Raw genomic sequence first — 26635 nt, 5'->3', positions numbered from 1 at the left:
TGATCATCATTGACGAATCCCTGACGGAACTCTCTCCCGGGAGGCGTGTGTGTTCCCAGTGTCACAGGCAGAAGCCAGCGCCGGGTTCCCGTGCCGGATCCGCGAGTCCCTCCGGTCCAGAGGAGCGCTCCTTACCCCTACCCCCACAACCGCAGCTTGAATCCCCAGCAGGAGGATGAAGCATGCAACAACGACCTTTGAAACATCTCTGTGGCGCCATCGCCGCCACGGCCGTCCTCCTGGGGCTGATCGCCTGCGACGGGAAGACCGGTCCCGCCGGCCTGAACGGCACCAACGGCACCAACGGGACCAACGGGACCAACGGGACCAACGGCACCAACGCCACCCCCAAGCTGGATGTGTCCAAGCTGTCCGCGGAGCAGTGGACCGCCCTCAAGCCCACCGGCACGATCACCTCCGTCACCATGGGCGCCGCCCCGGTCGTGAACTTCAAGCTCACGGACGCCGCAGGCACGCCCATCGTGGGCCTCGGCGCAGTCACGTCGAAGAGCACCGTCCCCGATCGGAGCGGCAACCTCGCCACCCTGAGCAGCTATCCCAACCTGGCCTTCGCCATCGCGAAGCTGGTGCCCGAGGATGCCACCTCCAAGGCCCCCAGCAAGTGGGTCAGCTACATCGTGACCTCCGTGCCGGCGATCAAGGCCTCCACCGGCGCCGCCGTTCCGGCCGGCCCCACCACGCCCACCACCGACAACACCGGCACCCTGGTGGACAACGGCGACGGCACCTACAAGTACACCTTCTACCGCGACATCACCAAGACCCAGGCGGCCCTGGACGCGGCTACCTACACGGCTCCCAGCGTCAAGGCCGACCTGGGTGACGTGGCTTACGCGCCCACGCTCGTCCACCGCATCACCCTGCAGTTCTCGGGCAACGCCCCTGGCACCGGCAGCAACACGCCCGACGGCGTGACGCTCACCCCGGGCGTGGCCATGGAGAACCCCATCAATGTGATCTACGACTTCGTGCCCTCCACCGGTGCCCCCGTGGCGGCCGGTACGGACATCCGCGACGTCGTCTCCATCAACCGCTGCAACGAATGCCACGGGAAGCTCGCCTTCCACGGCGGCGGCCGGGTGGAAGCGCGCTACTGCGTGGTCTGCCACACGGACCAGCGCAAGTTCGGCCGCGCCGAAGCCACCACCACCGCCACCGGCTTCAGCGGCAGCACCTACAAGATCAATGGCAAGGCCGCCGGCGACTTCCCCACCATGGTCCACCAGATCCACATGGGCAAGGAACTGACCAAGACCGGCTACAACTACGCGAACGTCCTCTACAACAACATCGGCTACTCCATCCTGGATGGCGGGCAGAAGATGTGCGCCAAGTGCCACTCGGATGTCCCCCAGGCCGCCAACTGGAGCGTCAAGCCCACCCGCCTGGCCTGCGGCTCCTGCCATGACGGCGTGGACTTCGCCACGGGCATCAACCACATGCCGGGCACCAACGTCCCCCTGACCGACGACCAGGCCTGCACCATCTGCCACACCTCGGACGCGATCAAGACCTACCACATGGCCAACAACGTGACGCCCAACAACCCGGCCATCCCCGCGGGCCTGAAGAACGTCACCTACGAGATCAAGTCCGCCGCGGCCACCGACACCACCGCGACCGTGGTCTTCAAGGTCAAGGTGGATGGCGCCGACGCCACCTTCCTGGCCCCCGCCGCCGCCATGGCCAACCCCCTGGACGGCTTCACGGGTTCACCTTCCTTCCTGCTGGCCTATGCAATGCCTCAGGACGGCGTGGCCGCTCCGGCCGACTACAACAACCTCGGCAGCGGCTCCTCCAACTTCCAGCCCATCAGCGTCTCCATCGCCAACCTGCTGGATCCCAACTACGCCGCCACCCGCGGGACCCTCTCCGGGCCTGATGCCAGCGGCTACTACACCGCCAACCTGGTGGGCACGAAGATCTTCCCGGTCGGCGCGAAGATGCGCTCTGTCTCGCTGCAGGGCTACTTCACCCAGGTCATCGCCACGGGTAACGTCGCCCGCCACGCCATCTCGGTCATCAAGCCCGTGACCGGCGACAGCGTCCGCCGCACCGTCATCGATTCCGCCAAGTGCGCCAAGTGCCACGAGTGGTTCGAAGGCCACGGCGGCAACCGCGTCTACGAAGTCCAGGTCTGTGTCCAGTGCCACGTTCCGGGCCTGACCACCAGCGGCCGCGGCATCGCCGACACCGCTCTCCAGGCCTATGCCTTCACGGCCGCCGACCAGGCCATCCTCACCGCCTGGAAGTTCGACAAGACCCTGCCGAACGCCGCGCTGGCCTTCCCGCAGGTCACCAACAACTTCAAGGACATGATCCACGGCCTCCATGCCGGGAAGGACCGCACCACGTCCATCAAGATCGCCCGCGACCGGACGCCCTCGGCCATCGCCCTGATCGACGGCGCCAACATCGGCTTCCCGGGCATCCTGAGCAACTGCCAGAGCTGCCATACGCCCACCGGCTACAGCGCGGTGCCCGCCAATGCTCTGGCCTCCCGCCAGGAAGCGGACAACGGCGTGTTCCTCAATGGTGTCAGCCGCACGCCGGCAGATGCCAAGGCCGCGCTGACGACCAACAATGCGAACGACCTGGTGACCACGCCCTTCACGGCCGCCTGCGTCAGCTGCCACGACAGCACCATCGCCAAGGCCCACATGAACCAGAACGGCGGCCAGGTGCTCGCGCTCCGCAGCACCCTCAACCTGGCCGGGGAATCCTGCGGCATCTGCCACGGCGCAGGCGCCACCTACGATCCCGCCAAGGTGCACTAGCCAGCCCTAGCGACAGCCCGGAAGGGGCGGGTTCCTCCGCCCCTTCCACGAAGACCGCGACCCGGGTGCCTCCTGGTGCCCGGGTCGTTTTTCACGGCCTTGAACGCCAATGATCTTAATGTTTTTTCCAAGCACCGCCCTGATGGTGACTTAGGTCACAAGGGTGGTTGACTCGTTAGATTACCGGATGATCCTCATTGAAGAGAGTCTCTCGGAACCGATCTTCCAGGAGGTGTGTGTGCTTCCCCTGTCCCAGACCACCGGTTACGCGCTCCGCGCCATGCGCTGCCTCCAGGAGCCCGGGGGGCAGCCTGTCCTGGTGGAGTCCGTGGCGGATTACACGGGCATCCCGAGATCCTACCTGTCCAAGCTCGTCCACAAGCTCGCGAAGAAGGGCCTGGTCCACGCCCGGCGCGGGCACCATGGCGGGGTCGTGCTGGCCAAGCCGGCCGCGGAGATCACCCTGGAGGACCTCTCCGAGGCCATCGACGGCGTGGCCTGGCGGAAGCGCTGCCTGATGGGCCTGGCGGGCTGCACTGATGAGACTCCCTGCGTCCTCCACGACTACTGGAAGGGCACGCTCGACGAGATCCTGGTGCGCCTGCGCTCCGTGACCCTGGCGGACATGGCCCGCCATCGGGATCCCGGCGTGGAACGCTTCCGGGCGGACCACGGTCTCGTCTGAAACACCGAGGGCCCCGCGGAAGCGGGGCCCTCGGGCATCCGGACGCCGGATCAGGCCTTCTTGGCGATGGTCCTGGGGGCGGCGGGCTTGCGGGCGGGGGCCTTGGCCCCGGCGGGCTTCGCGGCCTTCTTGGGCTTGGGCTTGAGCTTCTTCTCGGGAAGGGCGTCCGCGAGGCGCCAGGTGCGGCTCTGCTGCTCGAAGGTGCGGATCTCCTCCAGGGAGATGTCCTTCAGGCAGCGGTAGATGTGCTCGCGTTCCGACTTCCAGAAGGTGTGGGCGGGGCAGGCCCGCTCGTCGCTGCACTCCTTGAAGCCGATCAGGCACTGGTTGCGCCACTCGGAGCCGTCCACGGCCTCGGCGATGAGGTCGAGGGTGATCTCCTTGGCGGGCAGGGCCAGCACCACGCCGCCCTTGTTGCCGCGCTTGGCCATCACCAGGCCCACCTTGGCGAGCTTGTGGATCATCTTGGACAGGTAGGGTCGGGGGAAGCCGGTGCGGGCTGCCACGTCCACCACCAGGGTGGGCTTGCCGCCGGGATCCTCGAGGCAGCTCATGGCGAGGACCGCGTAACCGGAGGATTGGGACAATGGGAGCATGGTCACCTACGCGAAATGGAAGATGATTCGATCAAGAATGATAGACGATATTCAGGTCAATCACATCCAAAGAGTGTGATTTCTTTCACAATGCGCGAGACCCCCGGTTGCCCGGGGGTCTCATAGGTAAAAAGCGGGATTCTAGGCCCTCCACCCATTGAGAATGCGCATGTAGTTCGCACGGGTGAAGGCCTGTGCGCTGGGGCACTTCTGGAGGCTCATGCTGCCCCTGGCCTGGGCCAGGGACTCGTACTCGTGCTCTTCCAGCCACTCGGCCAGGGTGGTCCGGGCCTGGGCCAGCCGGTCGGGGCCGTGGATGAGGAGGGCGGAGACCATCTGCACGGCGTCCGCGCCCGCCATGACGGCCTTGAGGGCACCGATGCCGTCGTGGACGCCCCCGGTGACAGCCAAACTGCCCTTCACGTGGTGGTGCAGCACCGCCAGCCAGCGCAGGCGGAGCAGCAGCTCGGCGGGGCCCGAGAGCTGCAGGCTGGGCTCGGCCGTCAGCTCCTCCACGTTGATGTCGGGCTGGAAGAACCGGTTGAAGAGCACCAGGCCATCGGCGCCCGCGCCTTCCAGCTCCACGGCGAAGTGGGCCAGGGAGGAGAAGAAGGGCGAGAGCTTCACGGCCACGGGGATCTTCACCTGGGCCTTCACGGCGCGCACGGCGTCCAGGGTGCGCTTCTCCACGTCGGCGGCGGACTCCTTCGGGTCCGTGGCCAGGTAGTAGACGTTCAGTTCCAGGGCGTCGGCCCCGGCCTGCTCCATGAGCTGGCCGTAGTGCAGCCAGCCTGCGGGCGTGGTGCCGTTCAGGGAGGCGATGACCGGCACGGCCACGGCCTCCTTGATGCGGCGGAGCTGCTCGAGGTACTTTTCGGGCCCGAGGCGGAACTCGTCGGGCTGGGGGAAGAAGGAGATGGCCTCGGCGCTGGAATTCGCGCTGAGCTCCATGTCCATGATCATGCCCTGCTCCTCGCGGGTGATCTGCTCCTCGAAGAGGGAGTGCATCACGATGGCGGAGGCGCCGGCATCTTCAAGGCGCTTGACCATGCCCATGTCGTCGACCATGGGCGAGGCGCCCGTCATCAGGGGATGGGCCAGCTTGAGGCCGAGGTAGGTGGTGGAGAGGTTCATGAGAACTCCCTTCAGCTTTCCTTGGCGTTGATGGAGAGCTTCGCCAGCTGTTCATAGACGGAGAAGCGGTTGGTGGTGTCGTGCTGGGCCTGGTCCATGAGCTTCTTGAAGTGCTCGGGATTCTGCTGCTCGATCATGCGGTAGCGGGTCTCGTTGCGCACGTACTGGAGCATGGGGACCTTCGGCGCGCCGGAGTCCATCTGGAGCGGCGTCTCGCCCTTGTCCATGCGGCGGGGGTCGAAGCGGAACAGCGGCCAGTGGCCGGAGTCCACCGCGAGCTTCTGCTGGTCGGCGCCGTGGGCCAGGTCGTAGCCGTGGGCGATGCAGTGGCTGTAGGCGAGGATGAGGCTGGGTCCGTGGTAGGACTCGGCTTCCTGGAAGGCCTTCACGGTCTGCATGTCGCGGGAGCCGAAGGCCACCTTGGCCACGTAGATGCCGCCGTAGGTCATGGCGATCATGCCCAGGTCCTTCTTGGGCATGGCCTTGCCGGCCATGGCGAACTTGGCGCCGGCGCCCATGGGCGTGGACTTGGAGGCCTGGCCGCCGGTGTTGGAGTAGACCTCGGTGTCGAGCACCAGGACGTTCACGTTGCGGCCGGAGGCGAGGACGTGGTCGAGGCCGCCGTAGCCGATGTCATAGGCCCAGCCGTCGCCGCCGATGATCCAGACGCTCTTGTTCACCAGGTAGTCGGCGAGGTCGAAGAGCATCTTGGCTTCGGGCTCCTTGAGGCCAGAGAGCTTCTGCTTGAGGATCTCGACCCGCTCGCGCTGGGCCTTGATGCCGGCCTCCGTCGACTGGTCGGCGGTGGCGATGCCGGCGATCAGCTCGTCGCCGAGCTTCGCGGCCAGGCGGTGCATCAGCTCCAGGGCGAACTCCTGGTGCTTGTCCACCGAGAGGCGCAGGCCCAGGCCGAATTCCGCGTTGTCCTCGAAGAGGCTGTTGGCCCAGGCGGGGCCGCGGCCATCCTTGTTGACGGTGTAGGGCGTGGTGGGCAGGTTGCCGCCGTAGATGCTGGAGCAGCCTGTGGCGTTGGCGATGAGGGTGCGGTCGCCGAAGAGCTGGGTGAGCAGCTTGATGTAGGGCGTCTCGCCGCAGCCCGAGCAGGCGCCGCTGAACTCGAAGAGCGGCTCCAGGAACTGGGTGCCCTTCACGTCCAGCTTGACCGTGGTGCGGTCAGCCTCAGGCAGGTCGAGGAAGAACTTGAAGTTGGCGGCCTCGGGCTCGCGGAGCGGGGCCTGGGGCACCATGTCGATGGCCTTGTGCTTGGGGTTGCTCTTGTCCTTCGCGGGGCAGACCTCGACGCAGAGGGTGCAGCCCGTGCAGTCCTCGGGGGCCACCTGGATGGTGTACTTCTTCCCCTTGTACTCGGGGCCCTTGTAGTCCACGCCCTTGAAGGTGGCTGGCGCGCCCTCCAGCTCCGAGGGATCGTAGACCTTGGCGCGGATGGCGGCGTGGGGGCAGGCCATGGCGCACTTGTTGCACTGGATGCAGATGGAGGCGTCCCACTCGGGGATCTCGAGCGCGATGTTGCGCTTCTCCCACTTGGTGGTGCCCACGGGCCAGGTGCCGTCCACGGGGAAGGCGCTCACGGGCAGCAGGTCGCCCTTGCCCTCCATCATCACGGCGGTGACGCGCTTGACGAAGTCCGGGGCCTCGTCGGCCACCATGGGCGGGCGCTGGCGGGTCGCAGTGACCTTGCCGGGCACCGTCACCTGGTGCAGGTGGGCCAGGGTCTCGTCCACGGCCACGAAGTTCTTCTGGACGATGGCGTCGCCCTTCTTGCCGTAGGTCTTCTTGATGGCCTTCTTGATCTGCTCGATGGCCTCCTCGCGGGGCAGCACGCCGGAGATGGCGAAGAAGCAGGTCTGCATGATGGTGTTGATGCGCACGCCCATGCCGGTGTTCTTGGCCACCTCATAGGCATCGATCACGTAGAGCTTGAGGTTCTTCTCGACGATGGCCGACTGCACTTCCACGGGCAGCGTGTCCCAGACCGTCTCGGCGCTGTGCGGGGTGTTGAGCAGGAAGGTGGCGCCGGGGACGGCGGTCTCGAGCATCTCGTACTTGTCGAGGAAGCTCGTCTGGTGGCAGGCGATGAAGTTGGCCTTGGTCACCAGGTAGGCGCTCTTGATGGGGCGGGGCCCGAAGCGCAGGTGGCTGATGGTGATGGCGCCGGACTTCTTGGAGTCGTAGACGAAGTAGCCCTGGCCGAAGTTGGGGGTCTCCTCGGCGATGATCTTGATGGAGTTCTTGTTCGCGCCCACGGTGCCGTCCGCGCCCAGGCCGTAGAACAGCGCGCGGGTCACGTCCGCCGGTTCCACGTCGAAGCTGGCGTCGTAGGTCAGCGACGTGTGGCTGATGTCGTCCACGATGCCGACGGTGAAGTGGTTCTTCGGCGCGTCCTTGGCCAGGTTCTCGAAGATGCCCTTGACCATGGCCGGCGTGAACTCCTTGGAGGAGAGGCCGTAGCGGCCGCCGATGACCATGGGGTCCAGCTTGGTGTGGCCCAGCTCCCGGCCCTCACGCAGGGCGGCGATCACGTCCAGGTGCAGGGGATCGGCGGGCGCGCCAGGCTCCTTGCAGCGGTCCAGCACGGCCAGCTTCTTCACGGAGGCGGGCAGGGCGCGGACGAACTCGGGGATGGCGAAGGGCCTGAAGAGGCGGACCTTCAGGACACCGACCTTCTCGCCCTGCTTCATGGCCCACTCGACGTACTCGTGGGTGACGTCGCAGCTCGAGCCCATGGTCACGATCACGCGCTCGGCCTCGGGGTGGCCGAAGTACTCGTAGAGGCGGTACTGGCGGCCGGTCAGGGCGGCGAAGCGGTCCATCTCCTGCTGCACGATGGCCGGGAAGGCCTCGTAGTAGGGGGTGCAGGCCTCGCGGGCCTGGAAGAAGGTGTCGGGGTTCTGGGCCGTGCCGCGGATGATGGGGGCGTCCGGCGTCAGGGCGTGCTTCCGGAAGGCGGCCACCAGCTCGTCGGGCACCATGTGGCGGAGGTCCTCGTCGTTGAGGATCTCGATCTTGGCCACCTCGTGGCTGGTGCGGAAGCCGTCGAAGAAGTGCAGGATGGGCACCCGGCTGCGCAGGGTGGCGGCATGGCTGATGGCCGCGAAGTCGTGGGCCTGCTGGACGCTCTCGGAGCTCAGCATGGCGAAGCCGGTCTGGCGGCAGGCCATGACGTCCGAGTGGTCGCCGAAGATGCTCAGGGCGTGGGCGGCCAGGGTGCGGGCGGTGACGTGCATGCAGAAGGGCGTCAGCTCGCCGGCGATCTTGTACATGTTCGGGATCATCAGGAGCAGGCCCTGGGACGCCGTGAAGGTCGTCGTGAGGCTGCCGGCCTGGAGGGCGCCGTGGACCGCGCCGGCGGCGCCGCCCTCGGACTGCATCTCGATGACCGAGGGGATGGTCTTCCAGACGTTGGTCTTCCCCTGGGAACTCCACTCGTCGGCCCACTCGCCCATGTTGGACGAGGGCGTGATGGGGTAGATGGCGATGACTTCGCTGAGGCGATGGGCGACCGAGGCGGTGGCCTCGTTCCCATCCAGGGTCTTCATCACTCGCGGGCTCATGGTTCGCTCCTTCCGGGGGTGGTACGCGGGGCGCAGCCGAAGATAGGTTTCAGGACAGGGAATCCGGGGAATGGGGCAGACAGCACAACGGACCCATCATACCTGATGGATGGGTCAATTTCATCACAGTTGGTCCGGTGGTCAGACCGCAGCCTGGGTCTCTCCGGCGAGGCGGCGCTGGATGGCCGCGGCGGCCCGGCGGCCCTGGCCCATGGCCAGGATGACCGTGGCGCCGCCGGTGATGACGTCGCCGCCGGCGAAGACGCCGGGGAGGGAGGTCTCGCCGGTTTCATTGTCAACCACAACGACACCGCCCTTGAGGGTCTTGAGGCCCTTGTCGGTCTGGGCGATGAGGGGGTTCACGTCGAAGCCCAGGGCCACCACCAGGGTGTCGCAGGGGATCATGATCCGCTCGTCGGTCATGCGGGGGCTGCGGCGGCCGTCGGGGCCGGGCTCGCCCAACTCCATCACCGCACACTCGGCGTGGGTCATCCAGCCCTTCTCGTTGCCGTGGAGCTGCACGGGGTTGGTGAGGAACTTGAACTCCACCCCCTCCTCCATGGCGTGCTCGAGCTCCTCCTTGCGGGCCGTGGACTCCTTGATGGTCCGGCGGTAGACCACCGTGACGTTCTCGGCGCCCATGCGGCGGGCGGCGCGGGAGGCGTCCATGGCCGTGTTGCCGGCGCCCACGATGATGACGTTCTTCCCGACGGTCACGGGGGTGCCGTACTCCGGGAAGAGGTCAGCGCGCATGAGGTTGATGCGGGTGAGGAACTCGTTGGCGGTGTAGACGCCCTTGTACTCCTCGCCGGGGATGCCCATCATCTTGGGCAGGCCGGCGCCGGTGCCCATGAAGATGGCGTCGAAGTCCTTGCGGAGGTCGTCCAGGGTCATGCTGCGGCCCACGAGGGTGTTCATGATGAACTTCACGCCCAGCCGGCGGAGGGTGTTCACCTCCTGGTCCACGATGGCGTTGGGCAGGCGGAACTCGGGGATGCCGTAGAGCATCACGCCGCCGGGCTTGTGGAGGGCGTCGTAGACGGTGACGTCGTGGCCCTTCTTGATGAGCTCGCCGGCCACCGTGAGGCCCGCGGGGCCCGCGCCGATGACGGCCACCTTCTTGCCCGTGGCGGCCTCGACCGGAGGCAGCTCATCGGAACCCAGCATGCTGTCGCTGGCGTAGCGCTCCAGGCGGCCGATGGAGACGGGCAGGCCCTTGATGCCCACCACGCACTTGATCTCGCACTGCTTCTCCTGGGGGCAGACACGGCCGCAGACGGAGCCCAAGCTGGAACTCTCCTTGATGATGCGGGCGGCGCCCTTGGGATCCTCGTTGACGATCTCCTGGAGGAAGGCGGGGATGTTGATGTTGACCGGGCAGCCCTCGATGCAGGCGGGATGCTTGCACATGATGCAGCGGGAGGCCTCGAGCCTCGCCTGCTCGGGCGACAGGCCCAGGCTCACCTCGTCGAAGTTGCACACGCGCAGTTCCGGCGGCTGGCAGGCCATCTCCTGGTGGGGGATCTTCATCTTCTGGCTGGGCTTGATGGTGCGGAGGTCGAGGTTCTGCCAGTCCAGCTCGGTGACGGGCTCGTTCAGGTACTTGGAGTAGTCCACGGGGCCCGTGGCGGCCACACGGCCGATCTTGCACTCAGAGGGGTCGCAGGCGTCATGCTCCTCCGCCTTGTACCAGTCGGAGCGCATGCGGAGCATGTTGAAGTCCACCTGGTGGCCGTCGAAGTCGGGGCCGTCGAAGCAGGCGAACTTGGTCTGGCCGCCCACGCTGACGCGGCAGCCGCCGCACATGCCCGTGCCGTCCACCATGAGGGCATTGAGACTCACGAGCGTGAAGATCCCGTGGGGCTTGGTCATGTCCGAGACGGCCCGCATCATGGGCAGAGGGCCCACAGCCACCACCTGGGCGATCTTCTCCCGGGCGATGAGGTCCTTGAGGGCGTCGGTCACCATGCCCTTGCGGCCGAGGGTGCCGTCATCCGTGGTGACGACCAGCTCCGCAGAGGCGGCGCCCAGCTCGTCGGCCAGCAGCACGCGCTCCTTGCTGCGGCCGCCCAGAATGGTGATGACCCGGCGGCCCTGGGCGTGCAGCTCCTCGGCGGCGGGCAGGATGGCGGCGGAACCGTAGCCGCCGGCCATCAACACGATGGTGCCTTCCTCCACCAGCTCCGTGGGCGTGCCCATGGGGCCGGCCACGGCGAAGAGGCGGTCCCCGGCGCTGAGCTTGCCCATGGCCTTCGTGGTGGCGCCCACCTCCTGCATGATGAAGTGGATGTAGCCCTTCTTCGCGTCGCCGCCCGCCAGGGTGAGGGGGATGCGCTCGCTCTCGGGGAAGGGGGCCACCATGAAGAACTGGCCGGGCTTGCGGCCCCGGGCCACCTGGGGGGCCTGCACGATGAAGGACCAGGTCTCGGGGGCGATGAGCTTCTTCTCGAGGATCAGGTAGCCATCCTGGGTCTCCTCGTCGGACCAGTACATCGACTTGCCCTTGAGGAGGGGAAGCATGAGCTTCTCCTCCATCTCGATGTGCTCGCGGACCAGGTCCACCAGGCGCTGGCCAAGGAGGGTGAGGGCCTTGGGGGCCCGCACCTGGCCTTCGCTGATCTCCGAGAGCAGCTGGAGGGTCAGGTCCCACATCTGGCGGTGCTCGTCCTGGATGCGCTGCACCAGGGCCTCGGCCCCGATCTCCTCCAGCAGGGGCAGCAGCTCGCGCTCCTCGGCTTCGTTGTGAGGCTTGAGGTCCTCGTACACCCAGCGGGCCCCGAGATCGACGGTCTTCCAGTCCCCGGATCCCAGGGCCTTGGCCATCTCCGTCAGCTGCTTCTGGGCCTCCTGGTGGGTGGCATGCCAGTGCGGCGCCGGCAGGTTCTCGGTGGTGATGAGCGGGTTGGCCGAGTCGGACATGGGCGCCTCCAGATCCGTTCAGCATGCGACGACCGCCCCGGGATTTCTGTGTCTAAAAACCTAATCGGGGCCACTTGTGACTCATGCCACAGGAGGCTTTAATCACAAGGACTTAGGTGGGGCATAGATCATTCTGTATGGATTATTTGGTTGTAAATATCTGAAGAAACCGATCGCCTGGAGGGGGTCCGGGAGGGGCCGGTCCCGGGAAGACCGGACCTGCGGTAGGGTGGAAGCCCCGGAGGCCCGCCTGTGGACCTGCTCGACGAATTCCTGCCCTATGCCCAGAGCTGTCTGAAGCACGCCTCCGAGCGGGCCCGCCTGGCGGCCCTGCTGACCCTGTGGGTGGCCAAGTGGCGGGGGAAGCACCGGGTGCTTGACTACTCCCGCAGCCACCATGGTGCCTACCTCCACTTCAACCAGCTCATGGAAGGCAAGTGGGTGCAGGCCTTCACCTTCGTGGCCACGCGCCGGGAGGGCGTCTGCCTGCGGGGTCCCGAGCCGGACCGCACCCGGAAGTCCCACAAGTTCCGCCACAACCCCCTGGACGCCGCCCCCCTGGACGCCCTCTTCGAAGCCTGGTCGCAGCACCCCGAGGCCCGGCCCGCCGGCCACGCCGTGGAGTTCTTCCTGGACGAGACCCCCGACGAGACCTGGGCGGCCTGCCTGGCAGAGGTTCTGGCGCACCTCGGCGCATGAACCCCTTGCGGATCAAGGCCTTTTCCGGCAAGGTGTCTAGACCGTGATGACCGCCTCCCGCGCCTTCTTCTTTAGCTTTCGCACCTCGGGTGCGAGGGTAGGCGGCGTCTAGAACCGGATCCGCTTCGAACCATCGCCCCCGAGACCGAAAGGCTCGGGGGTTTTCGCATTCAGGAGTCCCCATGTCCGAGACCCCCTCGCTTCCCAGCCTCCGCCAGGCCATCGACGCCGTGGACGACCAGGTGCTGGCCCTGCTGAACCGGCGGGCGGCCCTGGCCGCCGAGGTGGGCCGCCGCAAGGCCGCCGCCGCGCCCGGCGCCCTCTTCCACGCTCCGGCCCGGGAGCGGGAGGTGCTGGCCCGTCTGGAGGCCGCCGGTGGCGGGCCCTTCCCGGCGTCGGCCGTCCGCACGGTCTTCCAGGAAATCATGAGCGCCTGCCTCAGCCTGGAGAAGCCGCTGCGGGTGGCCTTCCTGGGTCCTGAGGGCACCTTCACCCACCTGGCGGCCCGCCACCAGTTCGGGGGCTCCAGCCAGTCCCTGCCCCAGGGCACCATCCAGGCCGTGTTCCAGGCCGTGGAGCGCCGGCGGGCCGACTACGGCGTGGTGCCCGTGGAGAACGGCACCGAGGGGTCCGTGGACACCACCCTGGATGCCTTCCTGGACAGCCCCCTGGCCATCTGCGCCGAGATCCTCCTGCCCGTGGACCAGGCCCTGCTGCTGCGGCCGGAGCTGGACCTGGGCGGCGTGCGGCGGGTCTACTCCCACCCCCAGGCCCTGGGGCAGTGCCGCCGCTGGCTGGAGGCCCACCTGCCCGGTGCGGACCGCATCGAGGCGCCTTCCACCTCGGAGGCAGCCCGCCTGGCCCGGGAGGACGCCGAGGGAGCCGCCGTGGCCTCGGAGCTGGCCGCGGACCTTTTCGGCCTGAGGGTGGCCGAGACGAGGATCCAGGATCTGGCCGCCAACGCCACGCGCTTCCTGGTGCTGGGACCGGCCTCGGCCGAGCCCACGGGCCGGGACCGCACCACGCTCCTGGCCATGGCCCAGGACGGGCCCGGCGCCCTGCTGCGCCTGCTGGAGCCCCTGGCCCGCCGGGGCCTCAACCTCAGCCGCATCCAGAGCCGGCCCACCCGGCGCAAGCTCTGGGAGTACGCGTTCTTCCTGGACGTGGAGGGCCACGCCGCCGACGCCCCCATGGCCGAGGCCCTGGTGGATCTCCGGGCGGCCTGCGCCTCGCTGAAGGTGCTGGGCAGCTACCCCCGGGCCATGGAGGTGGTGCGATGACCGCCCGGACCTGGACCCCCGATTCCTGGCGCGGCCGGCCCGCGGCCCAGCAGCCGAGCTACCGCGACGCCGCCGCCGTGGAGGCGGCCCTGGCGGAACTGCGGGAGCTGCCGCCCCTGGTGGTGGCCGAGGAGGTGGATCACCTGAGGAGCCTGATCGCGGAGGCCGCCGCGGGGAAGCGCTTCCTCCTCCAGGGCGGCGACTGCGCCGAGGCCTTCGGCGACTGCCGCGGCGCCCTCATCCAGGACAAGCTGCGCGTGCTGCTCCAGATGTCCGTGCTCATCACCCACGGCGGGCGCACGGGCGTGGTGCATCTGGGCCGCATCGCGGGCCAGTACGCCAAGCCCCGCAGCGGGGACACGGAGGTGGTGGACGGCCGCCGGGTGCCCGTCTACCGCGGCGACCTCATCAATGGGCTTGATCCGGACCAACGCGAGGCCGATCCCCGGCGCCTGCTGGAGGCCTACCACCGCGCCGCGGCCACCCTCAACCACCTGCGGGCCCTGGTGGACGGCGGCTTCGCGGACCTGCACAACCCCGGGCACTGGGACCTGCCCTGGAGCCGCGAGGACGCGGGCCACTACCTGGAGACCCTCGACCAGGTGCGGGCCTCCCTCGACTTCATGAGGTGCCTGGGCGGCCTGCCCGAGCACCTGCGCACGGGCGAGCTGTTCACCAGCCACGAGGCCCTGCACCTGCCCTTCGAGACGGCCCTCACGCGCTGGGTGCCCGAGAAGGGGGCCCACTACAACCTGGGCGCCCACTTCCTCTGGATCGGCGAGCGCACCCGTCAGCTGGACGGCGCCCACCTGGAGTACATCCGCGGCCTGGCCAATCCCATCGGGCTGAAGGTGGGGGCCTCCATGACGCCGGACCAGCTTCGACAGGCGCTGTCCAAGCTCGATCCGGAGCGCCAGCCCGGCCGTCTCACGCTCATCACCCGCTTCGGCGCCGGCAAGGCCGGGCCCGTCCTGCCGGCCCTCATCGAGGCCGCGCGGGCCGAGGGCCATCCGGTGTTGTGGAGCTGCGACCCCATGCACGGCAACGGGCGGACCACCAAGGGAGGGCTCAAGACGAGGGACTTCGGCGACATCCTCCAGGAGCTGCGCGAGGTGGCCGACCTCCACCGCGAGCATGGCTCCCGTCTGCGGGCCGTCCACTTCGAGCTCACCGGCGAGCCCGTCACCGAATGCACCGGCGGCGTGGAGGGCCTCGTCGAGGCCGACCTGGAGCGCGCCTACAAGAGCGGCTGCGACCCCCGCCTCAACCGCAGCCAGAGCCTCGAGATGGCCTTCCTCATCGCGCAGATGATGCGGCGAGCCCCTGGCGAGTGACGCCTTCCGCACCCGGGCCGGTCCTACCCCCCGATGCGCGACATCTCCACCTTGGGCAACCCGGGGGTGGCCCCGCGCCGGATCTCCGAGTAGTGGTCCTCCCGCCGCTTCCAGTGGAAGGCCAGGAGGCTGGCCAGGTCGGCGTCCGTGTGGCCGCCGCGGAGCAGGCCCTTGAGGTCAAGGCCCTGTCCGGCGAAGAGGCAGGTGTAGAGGCGGCCCTCGGCGGAGAGCCGGGCCCGGTCGCAGCCCCGGCAGAAGGGGGCCGTCACCGAGGCGATGAGGCCGATCTCGCCCTTGCCGTCGCGGTAGCGCCAGTTCCGGGCCACAGCGCCCTCGCCGGCCTCGATGGGTTCCAGGGGCCAGCGGGCGTCGAGGATGCGGCGCACCTGGGCGGCGGGGATGACGGATTCCATGCGCCAGCCGTTGGTGGTGCCCACGTCCATGAACTCGATGAAGCGCAGGGTGTGGCCGCCCTCCCGGGCGAAGGCGGCGAGATCGAGGATCTCGTCGTCGTTCAGGCCCCGCTTGAGCACGCAGTTGAGCTTGATGGGGGCGAAGCCCGCGGTCCGCGCGGCCTCCAGGCCCGCCAGCACGCGGTCCAGGGGCAGGTCCGTGTCGCTGATGGCGTGGAAGCGCTCGGGGCGGAGGGTGTCGAGGCTCATGGTGAGGCGCTTGAGCCCGGCCTCCTTCAGGGCCGGGGCCAGGTCCGGCAGGAGGGCGCCGTTGGTCGTGAGGGCCAGGTCCTCCAGGCCCGGGACCGCCGCGAGCATGCGCACCAGGGCGGGCAGCTCCCGGCGCATGAGGGGCTCGCCGCCCGTGAGGCGGATCTTGGTGACGCCCAGGCCAGTGAAGATCCGCGCCAGGCGGGTGATCTCCTCGAAGCTGAGCAGGGCCTCCCGGGGCAGGAAGGCGTAGTCCGGCCCGAAGACCTCCTTGGGCATGCAGTAGGTGCAGCGGAAGTTGCAGCGGTCGGTGACCGAGATGCGCAGTGCCTTGAGGGGGCGGCCCAGGGTGTCGCGAGGCTCCATTCCCCAAGCATAAATTCGTTTCCTGCGTCAGAATGGACTGTTTGATTGGACCGCTGAAAATGGGCTTTTTCGATCGCTTCCGTTCCCGTGCCGACGAGGCCCCTCTTCCGGGGCTTGACACCCTGCTGGAGGCTCGCGGGCTGCCCGCCGGGCTGCCGGGACTGGAGGCCCTGAGGCCGGCCTTCGAGGCCCACCGGAAGGCCGAGGAGCGCGAGGCCTGGGCGGACGCGGTGGCCGAGGCGCACGCGCTGGGCCTGCCCCTGCCGGAGCCCTGGATCGACGCCCAGGACCACCTGCTGCCTGAGCTGGTGCCCACCTGGCGGGCCGAGCGCGAGGGCCGCTGGAGCCGGAGCTTCATCGACGGCCTGAGCCAGCGCATCCGCGTGGGCGAGGTGGTGATGCCCGGCGCCTGGCTGAAGCTCTGGGACCAGCCCGCCGACGATGTGCTGGACCTGGCCCTGGATCACCTGCGCCGCCGCAGCGAGGGGAGCTTCACGCGGCTGCCCTCGGGCATCTACCAGGCGCCCTGGCGCGATGGCGCCGACGCCGCGCGCCTCCTGCTACCGGAGACCTGGCACGGCCTCTTCAAGGACCAGCACCCCTTCCTGGCCATTCCCACCGCGGGCACGCTGCTGGCGGCGCCCCAGATCCTCCTGCCCAAGCTCATGGACGAGGTGGGCCGGGCCCTCCAGGCAGGCGCGCCCCCGCTCCAGCTGGCCGTCCTGGAGCGCATCGGCGACAAGCTGGTGACCGCCCGCCTCCAGGAGCCCCACCCCATGTCCGCCCCCCAGCGGGAGCTGAAGCACCTGGACTACCTGGAGGCCCTCCGCCGCCAGCAGGAGGACCTGGATCCGGCCCTGGGCCGGCCCGCCGTGGTGACCATGTTGAAGACGAACCAGGGCAAGCCCCTCACCATGGCCCTCTGGGAGGCCGGGGCCCCGGTCCTGCTGCCGGAGACCGATCTCATCGGCTTCCTCGGGGCCGGCGGCGAGCCTCTGGGCCTCTTCGCCCGCCAGACCCTGCCGCGCATCCACGAGATCCGGGGCGGCGCCGTGGACATCTGGGGCCCCCGCCGGGTGCGCTACGAGGGCTTCCCCACGGAAGAGCAGATCTCCCGCCTGGAGCGCTTCGCCACCGGGGAGCAGATGCGCGGGCTGCTGGCCCCGCCCGCCGAGCGCCGGGCCGCCCCCCGGCCACCCTCAGGTTCCGCGGCGCCTGCCGTGGCCCAGGTGGGGTCCGCCCTCCCGAGCCACCTGCGGGGTGCGGGCCTGGGCGTGCAGGACGCAGACTAGGCCGCCTGGGGAACCCTCAGAAAAAACGGCGGCGGCCTTTGGGGACCGCCGCCGTCTGCCGACCCCTTCCAAGGGCGCGCAGCTGATGGGTTCTAGACTTCGGCCAGGGCCTTCATGCCCAGGCGCTCGCGGATGAGGCCCTCGACCTCGTCGGCCAGCTCGGGGTTGTCCGTGAAGAGCTTCTTCACGTTCTCGGCGCCCTGGCCCAGGCGGCTGTCCTTGTAGCTGTACCAGGAGCCGCTCTTCTGGATGATCTCCAGCTGGGTGCCCAGCTCCACCAGCTCGCTGGTGCGGCTGATGCCCTCGCCGTACATGATGTCGAAGGTGGCGACCTTGAGGGGCGGGGCGACCTTGTTCTTGACCACCTTGACCTTGGTCTTCTTGCCCACCACGGACGAATCCTCGTCCTTGGCGGCCACCAGGGGATCGCCCGTGTTGCCCTTGATGCTCTGGATGCTGCGGACGTCGAGTCGCACGGAGGCATAGAACTTGAGGGCATTGCCGCCGGTGGTGGTCTCGGGGTTGCCGAACATCACGCCGATCTTCATGCGGATCTGGTTGATGAAGACGACGCAGCTGCGGGTCTTGCTGATGGTGCCGGTCATCTTGCGGAGGGCCTGGCTCATGAGGCGGGCCTGGAGGCCCACATGGCTGTCGCCCATCTCGCCGTCGATCTCGGCCTTGGGCACCAGGGCGGCCACGGAGTCCACCACGATGATGTCCAGGGCGCCGCTGCGCACGAGCTGGTCGCAGATCTCCAGCGCCTGCTCGCCGCTGTCCGGCTGGCTGATGAAGAGGTTGTCCACGTCCACGCCCAGCTTCTTGGCGTACTCGGGGTCCAGGGCGTGCTCGGCGTCGATGTAGGCGGCCAGGCCGCCCTTCTTCTGGGCCTGGGCCACCATGTGCAGGGCCAGGGTGGTCTTGCCGCTGGCTTCCGGCCCGTAGACTTCCACGATGCGGCCTTTGGGCACGCCGCCCACGCCCAGGGCGGAGTCCAGGGCGATGGAGCCCGTGCTGATGACTTCGATGCCCTCGCTGGGGCTCATGCGGTCGCCCAGCTTCATGATGGAGCCCTTGCCGAAGGCCCGCTCGATGTCGGCCACGGTGCGGGAGAGGGCTTTCAGACGATCATCTTGCTCGGCCGCGGCCATGGGGTCCTCCGGAAGGGGTGCTTTCCAGGATGGGTTCAAAAAGCGAAAAAAACAAGAAAAATCTTCATCCCCCACCCGGGGCTGGAGAAACAGCCTAGCGCAGCTTCACGTCCCGTCCCCGCCAATGGTTGACCCCCCGCAGCCGGTCGGCGAAGGCCCAGGCCGTGCCTGCCGCGAAGACCAGGGCGTCCAGGGGCCAGAGGGCCCAGAGCAGGTCCATGGGCCGGCCGGTCATGCGCTGCTGGACGTCCCCGGCCAGGGCGGGCCCAGCAGCCAGAGCAGGAGGGCCAGGCCGGGGTGGCCCGTGAAGGGCAACCAGAGGGGGGCGAGCATCACCAGGACCACGGGCGGGAGGAGCAGGGGGAGGAGGCCCCAGGCGGGCAGGGCGGCGGCGTTCTTCCGCATGGCCCGCACCAGCTCCCCCAGGCCGTGGTACATCCGCAGGTGCAGGTCCGGCCCACCCCGGGCCACCCGGTTCACGAAGCCTGCCCGCTTCATCCGCCGGGCCAGCATCATGTCGTCGATGGCCTCCAGGGGGGCCGCGGCGTGGCCGCCCGCCGCCTCGTAGGCCTCCCGGCGCACCAGGGTGAAGCCCCCCACGCCGCAGAAGGCCGGATGGCGGGGGTTGGGCACCTGGTGGGGCGGGACCAGCAGCTGGAAGGCCGAGGCCGCCAGGGGCAGCACGATCCGCTCCGCGGGCCCCACGGCGTCCACGCCGGGGATGAGGGCCAGGATGTCCGTGGGCTGGGCCAGGGCGAAGGCCACCGCCCGCCGCAGCAGGTCCGGCGCGGCCAGCACGTCGCCGTCCGCGAAGACCAGCCAGTCCGCCGCCCGGGCTTCGGGCTGGCGGGCGGCCAGGTCCAGGGCGTGGTTCTTCCCCAGCCAGCCCGGGGGCAGGGCCTCGTTGCGGATCACCCGCAGGCGGTCCGGCCGGGCAGCCTCCCGCTCCCGCAGGATCTCCGTGCTGCCGTCCGTGGAGCCATCATCCACCACGAGGATGCGGAGGACCCGGTAGTCCTGGGCCAGCCAGGAATCCAGCGCCGCAGGCAGCTCCGCGGCCTCGTCGCGCACGGGGATGCAGAGGCAGACCGAGGGCGGATCCGCGGGCGGGGCCGGGTCGGGCGCCAGGGAGGGCAGGCGGGCCCAGTGCCGGCGCAGCATTCCCAGGGCCGCCAGGATGAGGGCGGTGGCGGTCCAGGCGGCGGCGTCGGTCCAGGGCATGCCCCAGCCTAGCGGCCTCACTCGGCGGAGGTGGCCTGGTAGGCGGCCACGGTGGCCACCAGGGCGGGCACCACCAGGGCCGCCTGGCCCGTGGTCTCCGCCAGGAAGACCACCGGGGTGAGGAGGCTGCGATGGACGGCCCCCGTGAAGGCGCTGGTGCCCACAAGGACGAAGAGGCCCGGCTGGCCCAGGCCCGCCCAGGCCTCGAAGGCCGCGCCGAGGGCGGCGCCCATGGTGACGGAGGGCAGCCAGGTGCCCCCCACGCCGCCACCCGCGAAGGTGAGGGAGGTGGCCGCCAGCTTCAGGGCCAGGAAGGCCAGGGCCTGGGACGAGGGCGTCCCGCCGTGGAGCAGGTGGGATACCAGCTCGATGCCGCCGCCCTGGGTGACGGGCAGGCCCGGCCAGAGCCAGGCGCCGGGCAGGGCCAGGAGCAGGAGGCCCAGACCCGTCACACCGCCGCGGACCGGCAGGGGCAGGCGCCCCAGGTGGTGGCGCCCGAAGCGGAGGAGGCGGCGGTAGAAGGAGGCGGCCACGGCGCAGCCGAGGCCCAGGGGCAGGGCCCAGAAGATCTCCCGGGCCATCAGGTGGTAGGAGCCCGCGGCCCCCAGGAGCGGCGTGGTGCCGCGGAGGGCGATGAAGACGAGGAAGCCCGAGGCCGAGGCCGCCAGGGCGGGGGCCAGCCGGTCGGCGCTGAGGTCGCCCTCGTGCTCCGTGGCCAGCAGCGCTCCCGCGATGGGCGCCCGGAACACGGCGGCCAGGGCGGCGGCGGAGCCGGCCATCACGATGACGCCGGGCTGGGCCAGCAGGCGCCTGGCCCAGCGGAAGCGCAGCGCCAGGCGGCGGAAGAGGCGATGGAACTGGGCCCCCACGGCGGCGCCCAGCCAGCGGGCCGGGCCCTCCACGCCCGCGCTGCCGCCGAAGCCGATGGTGAGCGCGCAGGCCGCCGCCTTGCCCAGGCTGGGCAGGAAGCGGAAGGTGGCCAGGGGATGCTGGCGCGCCTGCGACAGGTCGCGGACCAGCGACACCTCGCCAAGACCCGAGAGGTGGAGCCACAGGCCCGTAAGGAGAAGACCCACGAACGGCATGACCACCATGGCCCAGGCGCGGACCCCGTGGCCCTGGAGCAGCGCCTCGAACCGCTCGATGCCGGTGAGGGCGAAGGCGGCCACGAGGCCGATGCTGGCACCCAGGGGCAGGACGGCCAGGGCCAGGCGGCGCGTCTCTGCCAGCACGCGGAGGCTCCGCAGGCGCGAGGGCAGGGCGAGGGGGCCTTCCATGAGGTGGTTGCGGCGCCTGGGTTCATCTGCCATCGGCCCAGTGTGGTCCCGCCGGAACGTGCCTGTCCAGACATGGTGGGGTATCCTCGGACGGACCTTCCAGAGGAGTCGCATGACCGCACTGGATGCCCCATCCCCCATGCTGCGCCTCCGGGTCCCCGAGGATGTGGGCGAGATCCGCAACCTGATGGCGAGGGTCTACCCGGCCCCCCACGGACCCGAGGCGATCTGGTCCGCCGAGAACCTCCGCCGCCACCTGATGGCGTTCCCGGAAGGGCAGATGGTGGTGGAGGCCGGCGAGCACCTCGTGGGGACCGCCACCGCCCAGCGGGTCTCCCTGGCGGCGGCCCTGGCCCCGCACACCTGGTCCGGGATCACGGGTCACGGCTCCCTGTCCACGCATGATCCGGCCGGGGAGGCGCTCTACGGCGTGAACATCGCCGTGGATCCCGCCTGGCAGGGCCGGGGCATCGGGCGGATGCTCTACGAGGCGCGGGTCGACCTGGCCCGCCGCCTGGGGTGCCGGGCCTTCGTGGCGGGGGCACGCATCCCTGGCTACTGCCACCACGCCGCGGCCATGAGCCCCGAGGCCTATGTCGAGGCCGTGGTGGCGGGCCGGCTCTCCGATCCCACCCTCTCCAAACAGCTCCAGGTGGGCTTCCAGGTGCGAGGCGTGCTCCGCGACTATGCCCACGATGTCGAAACCCTGGGCCACGCCGCCCTCATCGTCATGGAACTCTGACCGGTTCCCAGCCCAGGAGGCCACCATGCGGTTCAAGGCTCCCACCCCGTTCCTCTCCAGGCCGGTGCGCGTCTGCGGAATCCAGTACGGACTGCGCCCCGTGAAGGACTTCGCCGCGTTCTCGGAGCAGGTGGAGAACTACGTGGACGTGGGGGACGACTACGACGCGGACGTCATCGTGTTCCCCGAGCTGCTGGCGGTCCAGCTGCTGAGCTGCCTGGCCCGGGGCTTCGCGCCAGCGGAGGCCATGCGGCGCCTGGCCGAGCAGTTCAACGACGACTTCGAGGGGCTGTTCCTCGGGCTCGCCCGGAAGTACGAGCGCATCATCGTGGCGGGCACCCATCCGCGCTTCGTGGACGGGAAGCTGCAGAACGTGGCGTCCATCTTCGTGCCGGGCCATGGCCCCATCCACCAGCCCAAGCTGCACCTCACCCCCACGGAGCGGAACATCTGGCAGTTCGAGCCCGGCCAGGAGATCCACATCCTCGAGACGGACTTCGGGCGGATGGGGGTGTCCATCTGCTACGACGTGCAGTTCCCGGAGGTGGCCCGCGTCCAGGCCGAGCAGGGCGTGCAGCTCCTGGTGGTGCCCTACCTCACGGACGACCGCCGGGGCTACAGCCGGGTCACCACCTGCGCCCGGGCCAGGGCCGTGGAGAACCAGATCTACGTGGTCACCGCCGGCATGGTGGGCAGCCTGCCCCTCATCACCGACCTCACGGCCCAGTACGCGCAGAGCGGCGTCTACACGCCCTCGGACTTCCCCTTCCCCATGGACGGCATCGCCACCGAGGCAGCCCCGAACTCCGAGATGGTGCTGGTGGGGGACATCGACCTGGCCATCCTGGACCAGACCCGGGCCCGGGGCTCGGTCCTGAACCACATGGATGCCGCCGAGGACGGCCTCCACGTGACCTTCGACGGCCGGATCTGCGTGCACCACCTGCCCTGGCTGAACCGGGAGCCGGTGGCGCCGCCCTCCGTGGGTTGACTGGGGATGGTTGAATGGGGATTCCGCACCCCGCGATCGATGAGGTGTCCATGCCCCTGGCCTTCCTGGCCCATGATCCCCTTGCCGGCACGCTGATGCTGCTGGCGCTCCTGTGGCTCTCCGCCAAGGTGGGCGGCGAGCTCGCCGTGCGCCTGAAGCTGCCCGCGGTCACCGGCGAGCTGGCCGTGGGCCTGGCGCTCACGGCCCTGCACGGGGTCTGGCCCTCGTTCCCGGCGGTGGCCGAATCGCCGGGGGCCGAGCTGCTGGGGGGCCTGGGCGTGGTGGTGCTCATGTTCGCCGTGGGGCTGGAATCCACGGTGCCCCAGATGCTGAAGGTGGGTGCCGCCTCGCTGCGGGTGGCCTCCGTGGGCGTGGTGGCGCCCATGGCCGCGGGCCTGGCGGGAGCCTGGCTCCTGCTGCCGGAGGGCTCGCCCTTCGTGCTGGACCTCTTCATCGGCGCCTGCCTCTGCGCCACCAGCATCGGCATCTCCGCCCAGGTGCTCCGGGAGAAGGGGGCCGCGGACTCCGTGGAGGGCCGCATCATCGTGGGCGCCGCCGTGGTGGATGACGTGCTGGGCCTGCTGGTGCTGGTGGCCGTCTCAGGGCTGGTGGCCACGTCCGGAGCAGGGGCCCCGAGCGGATCGCTGGGCTCCGAGCTGACGAGGACTCTCCTCCTCGCCCTGGGCTTCCTCGCCGCCGCGCTCACCCTCGGCCGGCTCGCCACGCCGCGCCTCTTCCGCCTGGCCAGCCGCTTCCGGGGCGAGCAGGTGCTGCTGCCCCTGGGGCTGGGCTTCGCCTTCCTGCTGGCCTGGTTGGGCAGCCTGGCGGGCCTGGCCTCCATCGTGGGCGCCTACGCCGCGGGCCTCATCCTCGAACCCGCCCACATCGAGGACCTGGAGCGCCGCGAGCGCCACACGCTGGAGGAGCTGGTGCATCCCCTCGTGACGGTGCTCTCCCCCCTCTTCTTCGTGCTCATGGGCGCCAAGGTGGATCCCACCGCCCTCTTCCGGCCCGCCACCCTGGGCTTCGCCGCCCTGCTGGCCCTGCTGGGCGTGGCGGGCAAGTACGTGGCGGGCTACACCGGAGGCCGGGGCACCCGCCCGGCCGTGGTGGGCTGGGGCATGGTGCCCCGGGGCGAGGTGGGCCTCATCTTCGTGGCCACCGGCGCCCAGCTCCAGTGGCAGGGCGCCCCCCTGCTGAGCCCCGACATCCAGGCCGGCATCATCGGCGCCCTCCTGCTCACCACCGTGGCCGGACCCGTGGGCCTGGGGTGGGTGCTGCGGCCAGGGAAAGCCTCCTGAACCGGATCCCGCCCGATCGGATCCGGCCACGCCCCGGCATCACGCCTCGGGAAGCTCCGGCACCAGGCTCTCCACGAAGGTGGCCTCCACGCGGAAGACCTGGCGGATGAGCTCGGCGGTGAGGACCTCGTGGGGGCGGCCGTTGCCCACGAGGCGGCCCCGGTCCAGCACCAGCACGCGGTCGAAGCGGTAGGCGGCGCGCAGGTCGTGGAGGCTCACCAGCACCGTGCCGCCGGCCGCCGCGAGGCGGCGGGCCAGGCGCATCACCTCCAGCGCGTGGCGCACGTCCAGCTGGGCCACGGGCTCGTCCCAGAGCTGGATGGGGGCCCGGGTGGCCAGGGCCCGGGCCAGGGCCACCCGGTGGCGCTCGCCACCGGAGAGCCGGGTCACGGGCCGGTCCGCCAGGAAGCCGAGGTCCAGCTCCGCCAGGGCCTCGGTCACGCCGGCGGGATCGTCGCCCCAGGCGTAGCGGCCCTGGGTCACCACCTCGCGGACGGGGAAGGCGAACTCGAACTGGGCCTCCTGGCCCACCCAGGCCAGCCGCCGGCCGCGCTCCGCTGCGGGAATGTGCGACAGGGTCTGTCCATTCCAGAGCACCGTCCCATGGGAGGGCAGCAGCCCCACCAGGGCCTGGATCAGCGTGGACTTCCCCGCCCCGTTGGGCCCCACCAGGGCCACCAGCTCGCCGGGGCCGAGATCCACCGACAGGTCCTCCAGGCGCCCCGGCACGGATAGGCCCATGGCCTGAAGACTGAGGACTGAAGACTGAGGACCGGGGACCGCCCTCATCGCGGCCTCCGCAGCAGCCACAGGAAGAAGGGCCCACCCACGAGGGCAGTCACGACGCCCAGGCGCAGGCCGAGGGGGAAGAGGCGGGTGATCAGGTCGCAGGCCAGGAGGAAGGCCGCGCCGCCCAGCATGGCGTAGGGCAGCAGACGGCGGTGGGCGGGGCCGAAGGCCAGGCGGAGGATGTGCGGCACCACCAGGCCCACGAAGCCGATGACGCCGCCCACGGCCGTGGCCAGGGCCGTGAGCACCGTGGAGAGGGCGATGAGCTGGCGGCGGAGGCGGCGCACATCCACTCCCAGGCTCTGGGCGCTCTGCTCGCCCAGGCTCAGCAGGTCCATGGCCCGCCCCAGGGGCAGCAGCAGGAGGCAGCCCGCCAGAATGGCCGGGACGCCCATCCACACGTGCTCCCAGCTGCGGCTCTCCAGGCCGCCCATGAGCCAGAAGAGGATCTGCGCGTTCACCTCGAAGTGGCCGGCGGTGGTGGTGAGCAGGAAGCTGGTACCCGCGCCCAGCAGCGCGTTCAGGGCCACGCCCGAGAGCAGCAGGCGCTCGGTGCCGGCACCCCGCTGGGCCAGCATGAGCACCGCGCCCGTGGCGAGGAAGGCCCCCAGCACCGAGGCCGCGGGCAGGGCCCACAGGGTGGCGGAGGCGAAGCCCAGCATGGGGCCCAGGGCCAGTACCGCCACGGCCCCCAGGGCCCCGCCGCTGCTCACGCCCAGCAGGCCGGGGCTGGCCAGGGGGTTGCGGAAGAAGGCCTGCATGACCACGCCGCTGGCGGCGAGGGCCGCTCCGGCGGCCATGCCCACCAGGGCCCGGGGCAGGCGGAAGTCCCGCACCACCGTGCGGGCGATGTCATCCCCCCCGCCGCCCAGCGCTGCCACCACCTGGCCGAAGGAGAGCCGCAGCTCCCCGAAGGCCAGCGAGGCCAGGAAGGCCACCACCAGCAGCGCCAGGAGCGCGGGGATGGCCAGGCGGGGTCTCACCGGAAGCGCTCGGGATGAAGCGCCTTCGCCAGAAGCTCGTAGGCGTCGATGCGGCGGTGGGAGACGCTGGACATGAGGGCGCCGGGGATCACCACGAAGCGACCGGCCCTGAAGGCGGGCAGGACGCGGTAATGGGGGATCTCCGCCAGGCGGGCGCGGGCGTCCGAGCCGTCGGGGCGGTCCCCGGAGATCACCAGCACCTCGGCGTTCCAGGTGAGCAGCTTCTCCGAGGGCGTGGGTGCGTGGCCCTTCAGGCCCGCCTCCGCGGCCACGTTGATGGCCCCAGCATGGTCGCAGAGGTCCTGGAAGGTGGTACCCGATCCCGCAGTGAACGGGTAGGCCCCGGCCGTGAGCACGCGGACGGGGCGGACGCCCTTGAGCCGCTCGGCGAGGGCCTGGACCCTCGCGCGGCACTGGGCGATGAGGGCCTCGGCGCGGGCCTCCTGGCCCAGCTCCCGTCCCAGGAGCCGGAGGCTGGCGTAGACGTCCTCCAGCGTGTCAAAGCGATCCAGCACCACGAGCCGGACCCCGGCCCGCCGGAGCAGGGCCAGGGTCTCGGGGCGGGTGAAGCTGGCGGCCAGCACCAGGTCGGGCCGGAAGCGCAGCACGCTCTCCGCGTCGCTGTCCTTGAGGGCCGGGAACGCCCGGGCCTCGGTGGCCGCGGCGCTGAACCGCGCGTCCCGGCCGATGTGGCTCAGGGCGGCGATCTGGCTCGGATCCGCCAGGGCCAGCAGCAGCTCGTCCGTGCCCACGGACTGGCTCACCACCCGCTGGGGCCGCGCCGCCAGCAGGGGCAGCGCGGCCAGCAGCAGAAAAAGAAAACTTCTCACCACCAAGGCACCA

At 70.0% G+C, this 26635-nt stretch carries 21 protein-coding genes; 9 read left to right on the top strand and 12 right to left on the bottom strand.

Going from position 1 to position 26635, the window contains the following annotated elements; translation table 11 throughout:
- The first annotated feature begins 182 nt into the window (after window positions 1-182).
- Window positions 183-2798, top strand: a complete 2616-nt coding sequence (locus tag G398_RS15780; protein WP_084511915.1) for an OmcA/MtrC family decaheme c-type cytochrome — start codon at window positions 183-185, stop codon at window positions 2796-2798.
- A 238-nt stretch (window positions 2799-3036) separates the two neighbouring features.
- Complete coding sequence (locus G398_RS0103065; protein ID WP_026852515.1) at window positions 3037-3483, top strand: RrF2 family transcriptional regulator; 447 nt, start codon at window positions 3037-3039, stop codon at window positions 3481-3483.
- A gap of 50 nt (window positions 3484-3533) precedes the next feature.
- Here the strand turns inward: G398_RS0103065 and G398_RS15775 are convergent, their stop codons facing one another.
- The 4 genes from G398_RS15775 to gltA form a co-directional block, all read right to left on the bottom strand.
- Entirely contained in the window at window positions 3534-4079 is a 546-nt protein-coding gene (locus tag G398_RS15775) for an RrF2 family transcriptional regulator (protein WP_084511911.1), read from the bottom strand.
- A 141-nt stretch (window positions 4080-4220) separates the two neighbouring features.
- A complete protein-coding gene (locus G398_RS0103055; RefSeq protein WP_026852514.1) occupies window positions 4221-5213 on the bottom strand; it encodes a dihydroorotate dehydrogenase-like protein in 993 nt (330 codons plus the stop codon).
- 11 nt (window positions 5214-5224) lie between these two features.
- The gene (gene nifJ / locus G398_RS0103050; protein ID WP_026852513.1) at window positions 5225-8785 is read right to left on the bottom strand and encodes a pyruvate:ferredoxin (flavodoxin) oxidoreductase; all 3561 of its coding nucleotides are present in this window, start codon (window positions 8783-8785) and stop codon (window positions 5225-5227) included.
- A 141-nt stretch (window positions 8786-8926) separates the two neighbouring features.
- Window positions 8927-11704 (bottom strand): NADPH-dependent glutamate synthase, encoded by a 2778-nt coding sequence (gene gltA, locus G398_RS0103045; RefSeq protein WP_052571263.1) that lies wholly within the window; start codon window positions 11702-11704, stop codon window positions 8927-8929.
- Between the two features lie 252 nt (window positions 11705-11956).
- Between gltA and G398_RS0103040 the strand changes: the two genes are divergently transcribed.
- The 3 genes from G398_RS0103040 (at window position 11957) to G398_RS0103030 (ending at window position 15017) form a co-directional block, all read left to right on the top strand.
- Window positions 11957-12403, top strand: a complete 447-nt coding sequence (locus G398_RS0103040; protein ID WP_026852511.1) for a hypothetical protein — start codon at window positions 11957-11959, stop codon at window positions 12401-12403.
- A gap of 182 nt (window positions 12404-12585) precedes the next feature.
- Window positions 12586-13683, top strand: coding sequence for a prephenate dehydratase (pheA, locus tag G398_RS0103035; protein WP_026852510.1), 1098 nt, complete (start codon window positions 12586-12588; stop codon window positions 13681-13683).
- On the top strand, window positions 13680-15017 hold the full coding sequence (locus tag G398_RS0103030; RefSeq protein WP_026852509.1) for a 3-deoxy-7-phosphoheptulonate synthase class II: 1338 nt from the start codon (window positions 13680-13682) through the stop codon (window positions 15015-15017). The genes pheA and G398_RS0103030 overlap by 4 nt, the downstream gene beginning before the upstream one ends.
- Before the next feature lie 23 nt (window positions 15018-15040).
- Here the strand turns inward: G398_RS0103030 and moaA are convergent, their stop codons facing one another.
- Window positions 15041-16045: a GTP 3',8-cyclase MoaA gene (gene moaA / locus G398_RS0103025; protein ID WP_026852508.1), complete on the bottom strand. Its 1005-nt coding sequence runs from the start codon at window positions 16043-16045 to the stop codon at window positions 15041-15043.
- 59 nt (window positions 16046-16104) lie between these two features.
- On the opposite strand from moaA, the gene G398_RS0103020 reads away from it, so the two are divergent.
- A complete protein-coding gene (locus tag G398_RS0103020) occupies window positions 16105-17337 on the top strand; it encodes a hypothetical protein (protein ID WP_026852507.1) in 1233 nt (410 codons plus the stop codon).
- Between the two features lie 92 nt (window positions 17338-17429).
- Here G398_RS0103020 and recA read toward each other — a convergent pair whose 3' ends face one another.
- The 4 genes from recA to G398_RS0103000 form a co-directional block, all read right to left on the bottom strand.
- On the bottom strand, window positions 17430-18488 hold the full coding sequence (recA, locus tag G398_RS0103015) for a recombinase RecA (protein WP_026852506.1): 1059 nt from the start codon (window positions 18486-18488) through the stop codon (window positions 17430-17432).
- A 94-nt stretch (window positions 18489-18582) separates the two neighbouring features.
- Complete coding sequence (locus G398_RS20610) at window positions 18583-18723, bottom strand: hypothetical protein (RefSeq protein ID WP_157492262.1); 141 nt, start codon at window positions 18721-18723, stop codon at window positions 18583-18585.
- Window positions 18720-19709 (bottom strand): glycosyltransferase family 2 protein, encoded by a 990-nt coding sequence (locus tag G398_RS19175; RefSeq protein ID WP_052571261.1) that lies wholly within the window; start codon window positions 19707-19709, stop codon window positions 18720-18722. The genes G398_RS20610 and G398_RS19175 overlap by 4 nt, the downstream gene beginning before the upstream one ends.
- Window positions 19710-19726: 17 nt before the next feature.
- The gene (locus G398_RS0103000; RefSeq protein ID WP_026852505.1) at window positions 19727-21019 is read right to left on the bottom strand and encodes a chloride channel protein; all 1293 of its coding nucleotides are present in this window, start codon (window positions 21017-21019) and stop codon (window positions 19727-19729) included.
- A gap of 79 nt (window positions 21020-21098) precedes the next feature.
- Here G398_RS0103000 and G398_RS20975 point away from each other — a divergent pair, with 79 nt between their 5' ends.
- The 3 genes from G398_RS20975 to G398_RS15750 are packed head-to-tail and all read left to right on the top strand — an operon-like array spanning window position 21099 to window position 24020.
- Window positions 21099-21728, top strand: a complete 630-nt coding sequence (locus G398_RS20975) for a GNAT family N-acetyltransferase (protein WP_043483314.1) — start codon at window positions 21099-21101, stop codon at window positions 21726-21728.
- Window positions 21729-21753: 25 nt separating this feature from the next.
- The gene (locus G398_RS15755; protein ID WP_052571257.1) at window positions 21754-22719 is read left to right on the top strand and encodes a carbon-nitrogen hydrolase family protein; all 966 of its coding nucleotides are present in this window, start codon (window positions 21754-21756) and stop codon (window positions 22717-22719) included.
- A gap of 50 nt (window positions 22720-22769) precedes the next feature.
- The gene (locus tag G398_RS15750) at window positions 22770-24020 is read left to right on the top strand and encodes a cation:proton antiporter (protein ID WP_052571254.1); all 1251 of its coding nucleotides are present in this window, start codon (window positions 22770-22772) and stop codon (window positions 24018-24020) included.
- Between the two features lie 39 nt (window positions 24021-24059).
- On the opposite strand, the gene G398_RS0102985 is transcribed toward G398_RS15750, so the two are convergent.
- The 3 genes from G398_RS0102985 to G398_RS15745 are packed head-to-tail and all read right to left on the bottom strand — an operon-like array spanning window position 24060 to window position 26622.
- Window positions 24060-24761: an ABC transporter ATP-binding protein gene (locus G398_RS0102985; protein ID WP_245576255.1), complete on the bottom strand. Its 702-nt coding sequence runs from the start codon at window positions 24759-24761 to the stop codon at window positions 24060-24062.
- 44 nt (window positions 24762-24805) lie between these two features.
- Window positions 24806-25792: a FecCD family ABC transporter permease gene (locus G398_RS0102980; protein WP_026852503.1), complete on the bottom strand. Its 987-nt coding sequence runs from the start codon at window positions 25790-25792 to the stop codon at window positions 24806-24808.
- The gene (locus G398_RS15745) at window positions 25789-26622 is read right to left on the bottom strand and encodes an ABC transporter substrate-binding protein (protein ID WP_245576254.1); all 834 of its coding nucleotides are present in this window, start codon (window positions 26620-26622) and stop codon (window positions 25789-25791) included. Before G398_RS15745 ends, G398_RS0102980 begins: the two co-directional genes overlap by 4 nt.
- Window positions 26623-26635 lie beyond the last annotated feature (13 nt).

Source organism: Geothrix fermentans DSM 14018 (assembly GCF_000428885.1).
GTDB lineage: Bacteria > Acidobacteriota > Holophagae > Holophagales > Holophagaceae > Geothrix > Geothrix fermentans.
This window is presented reverse-complemented; position numbering and strand designations above follow the sequence as displayed.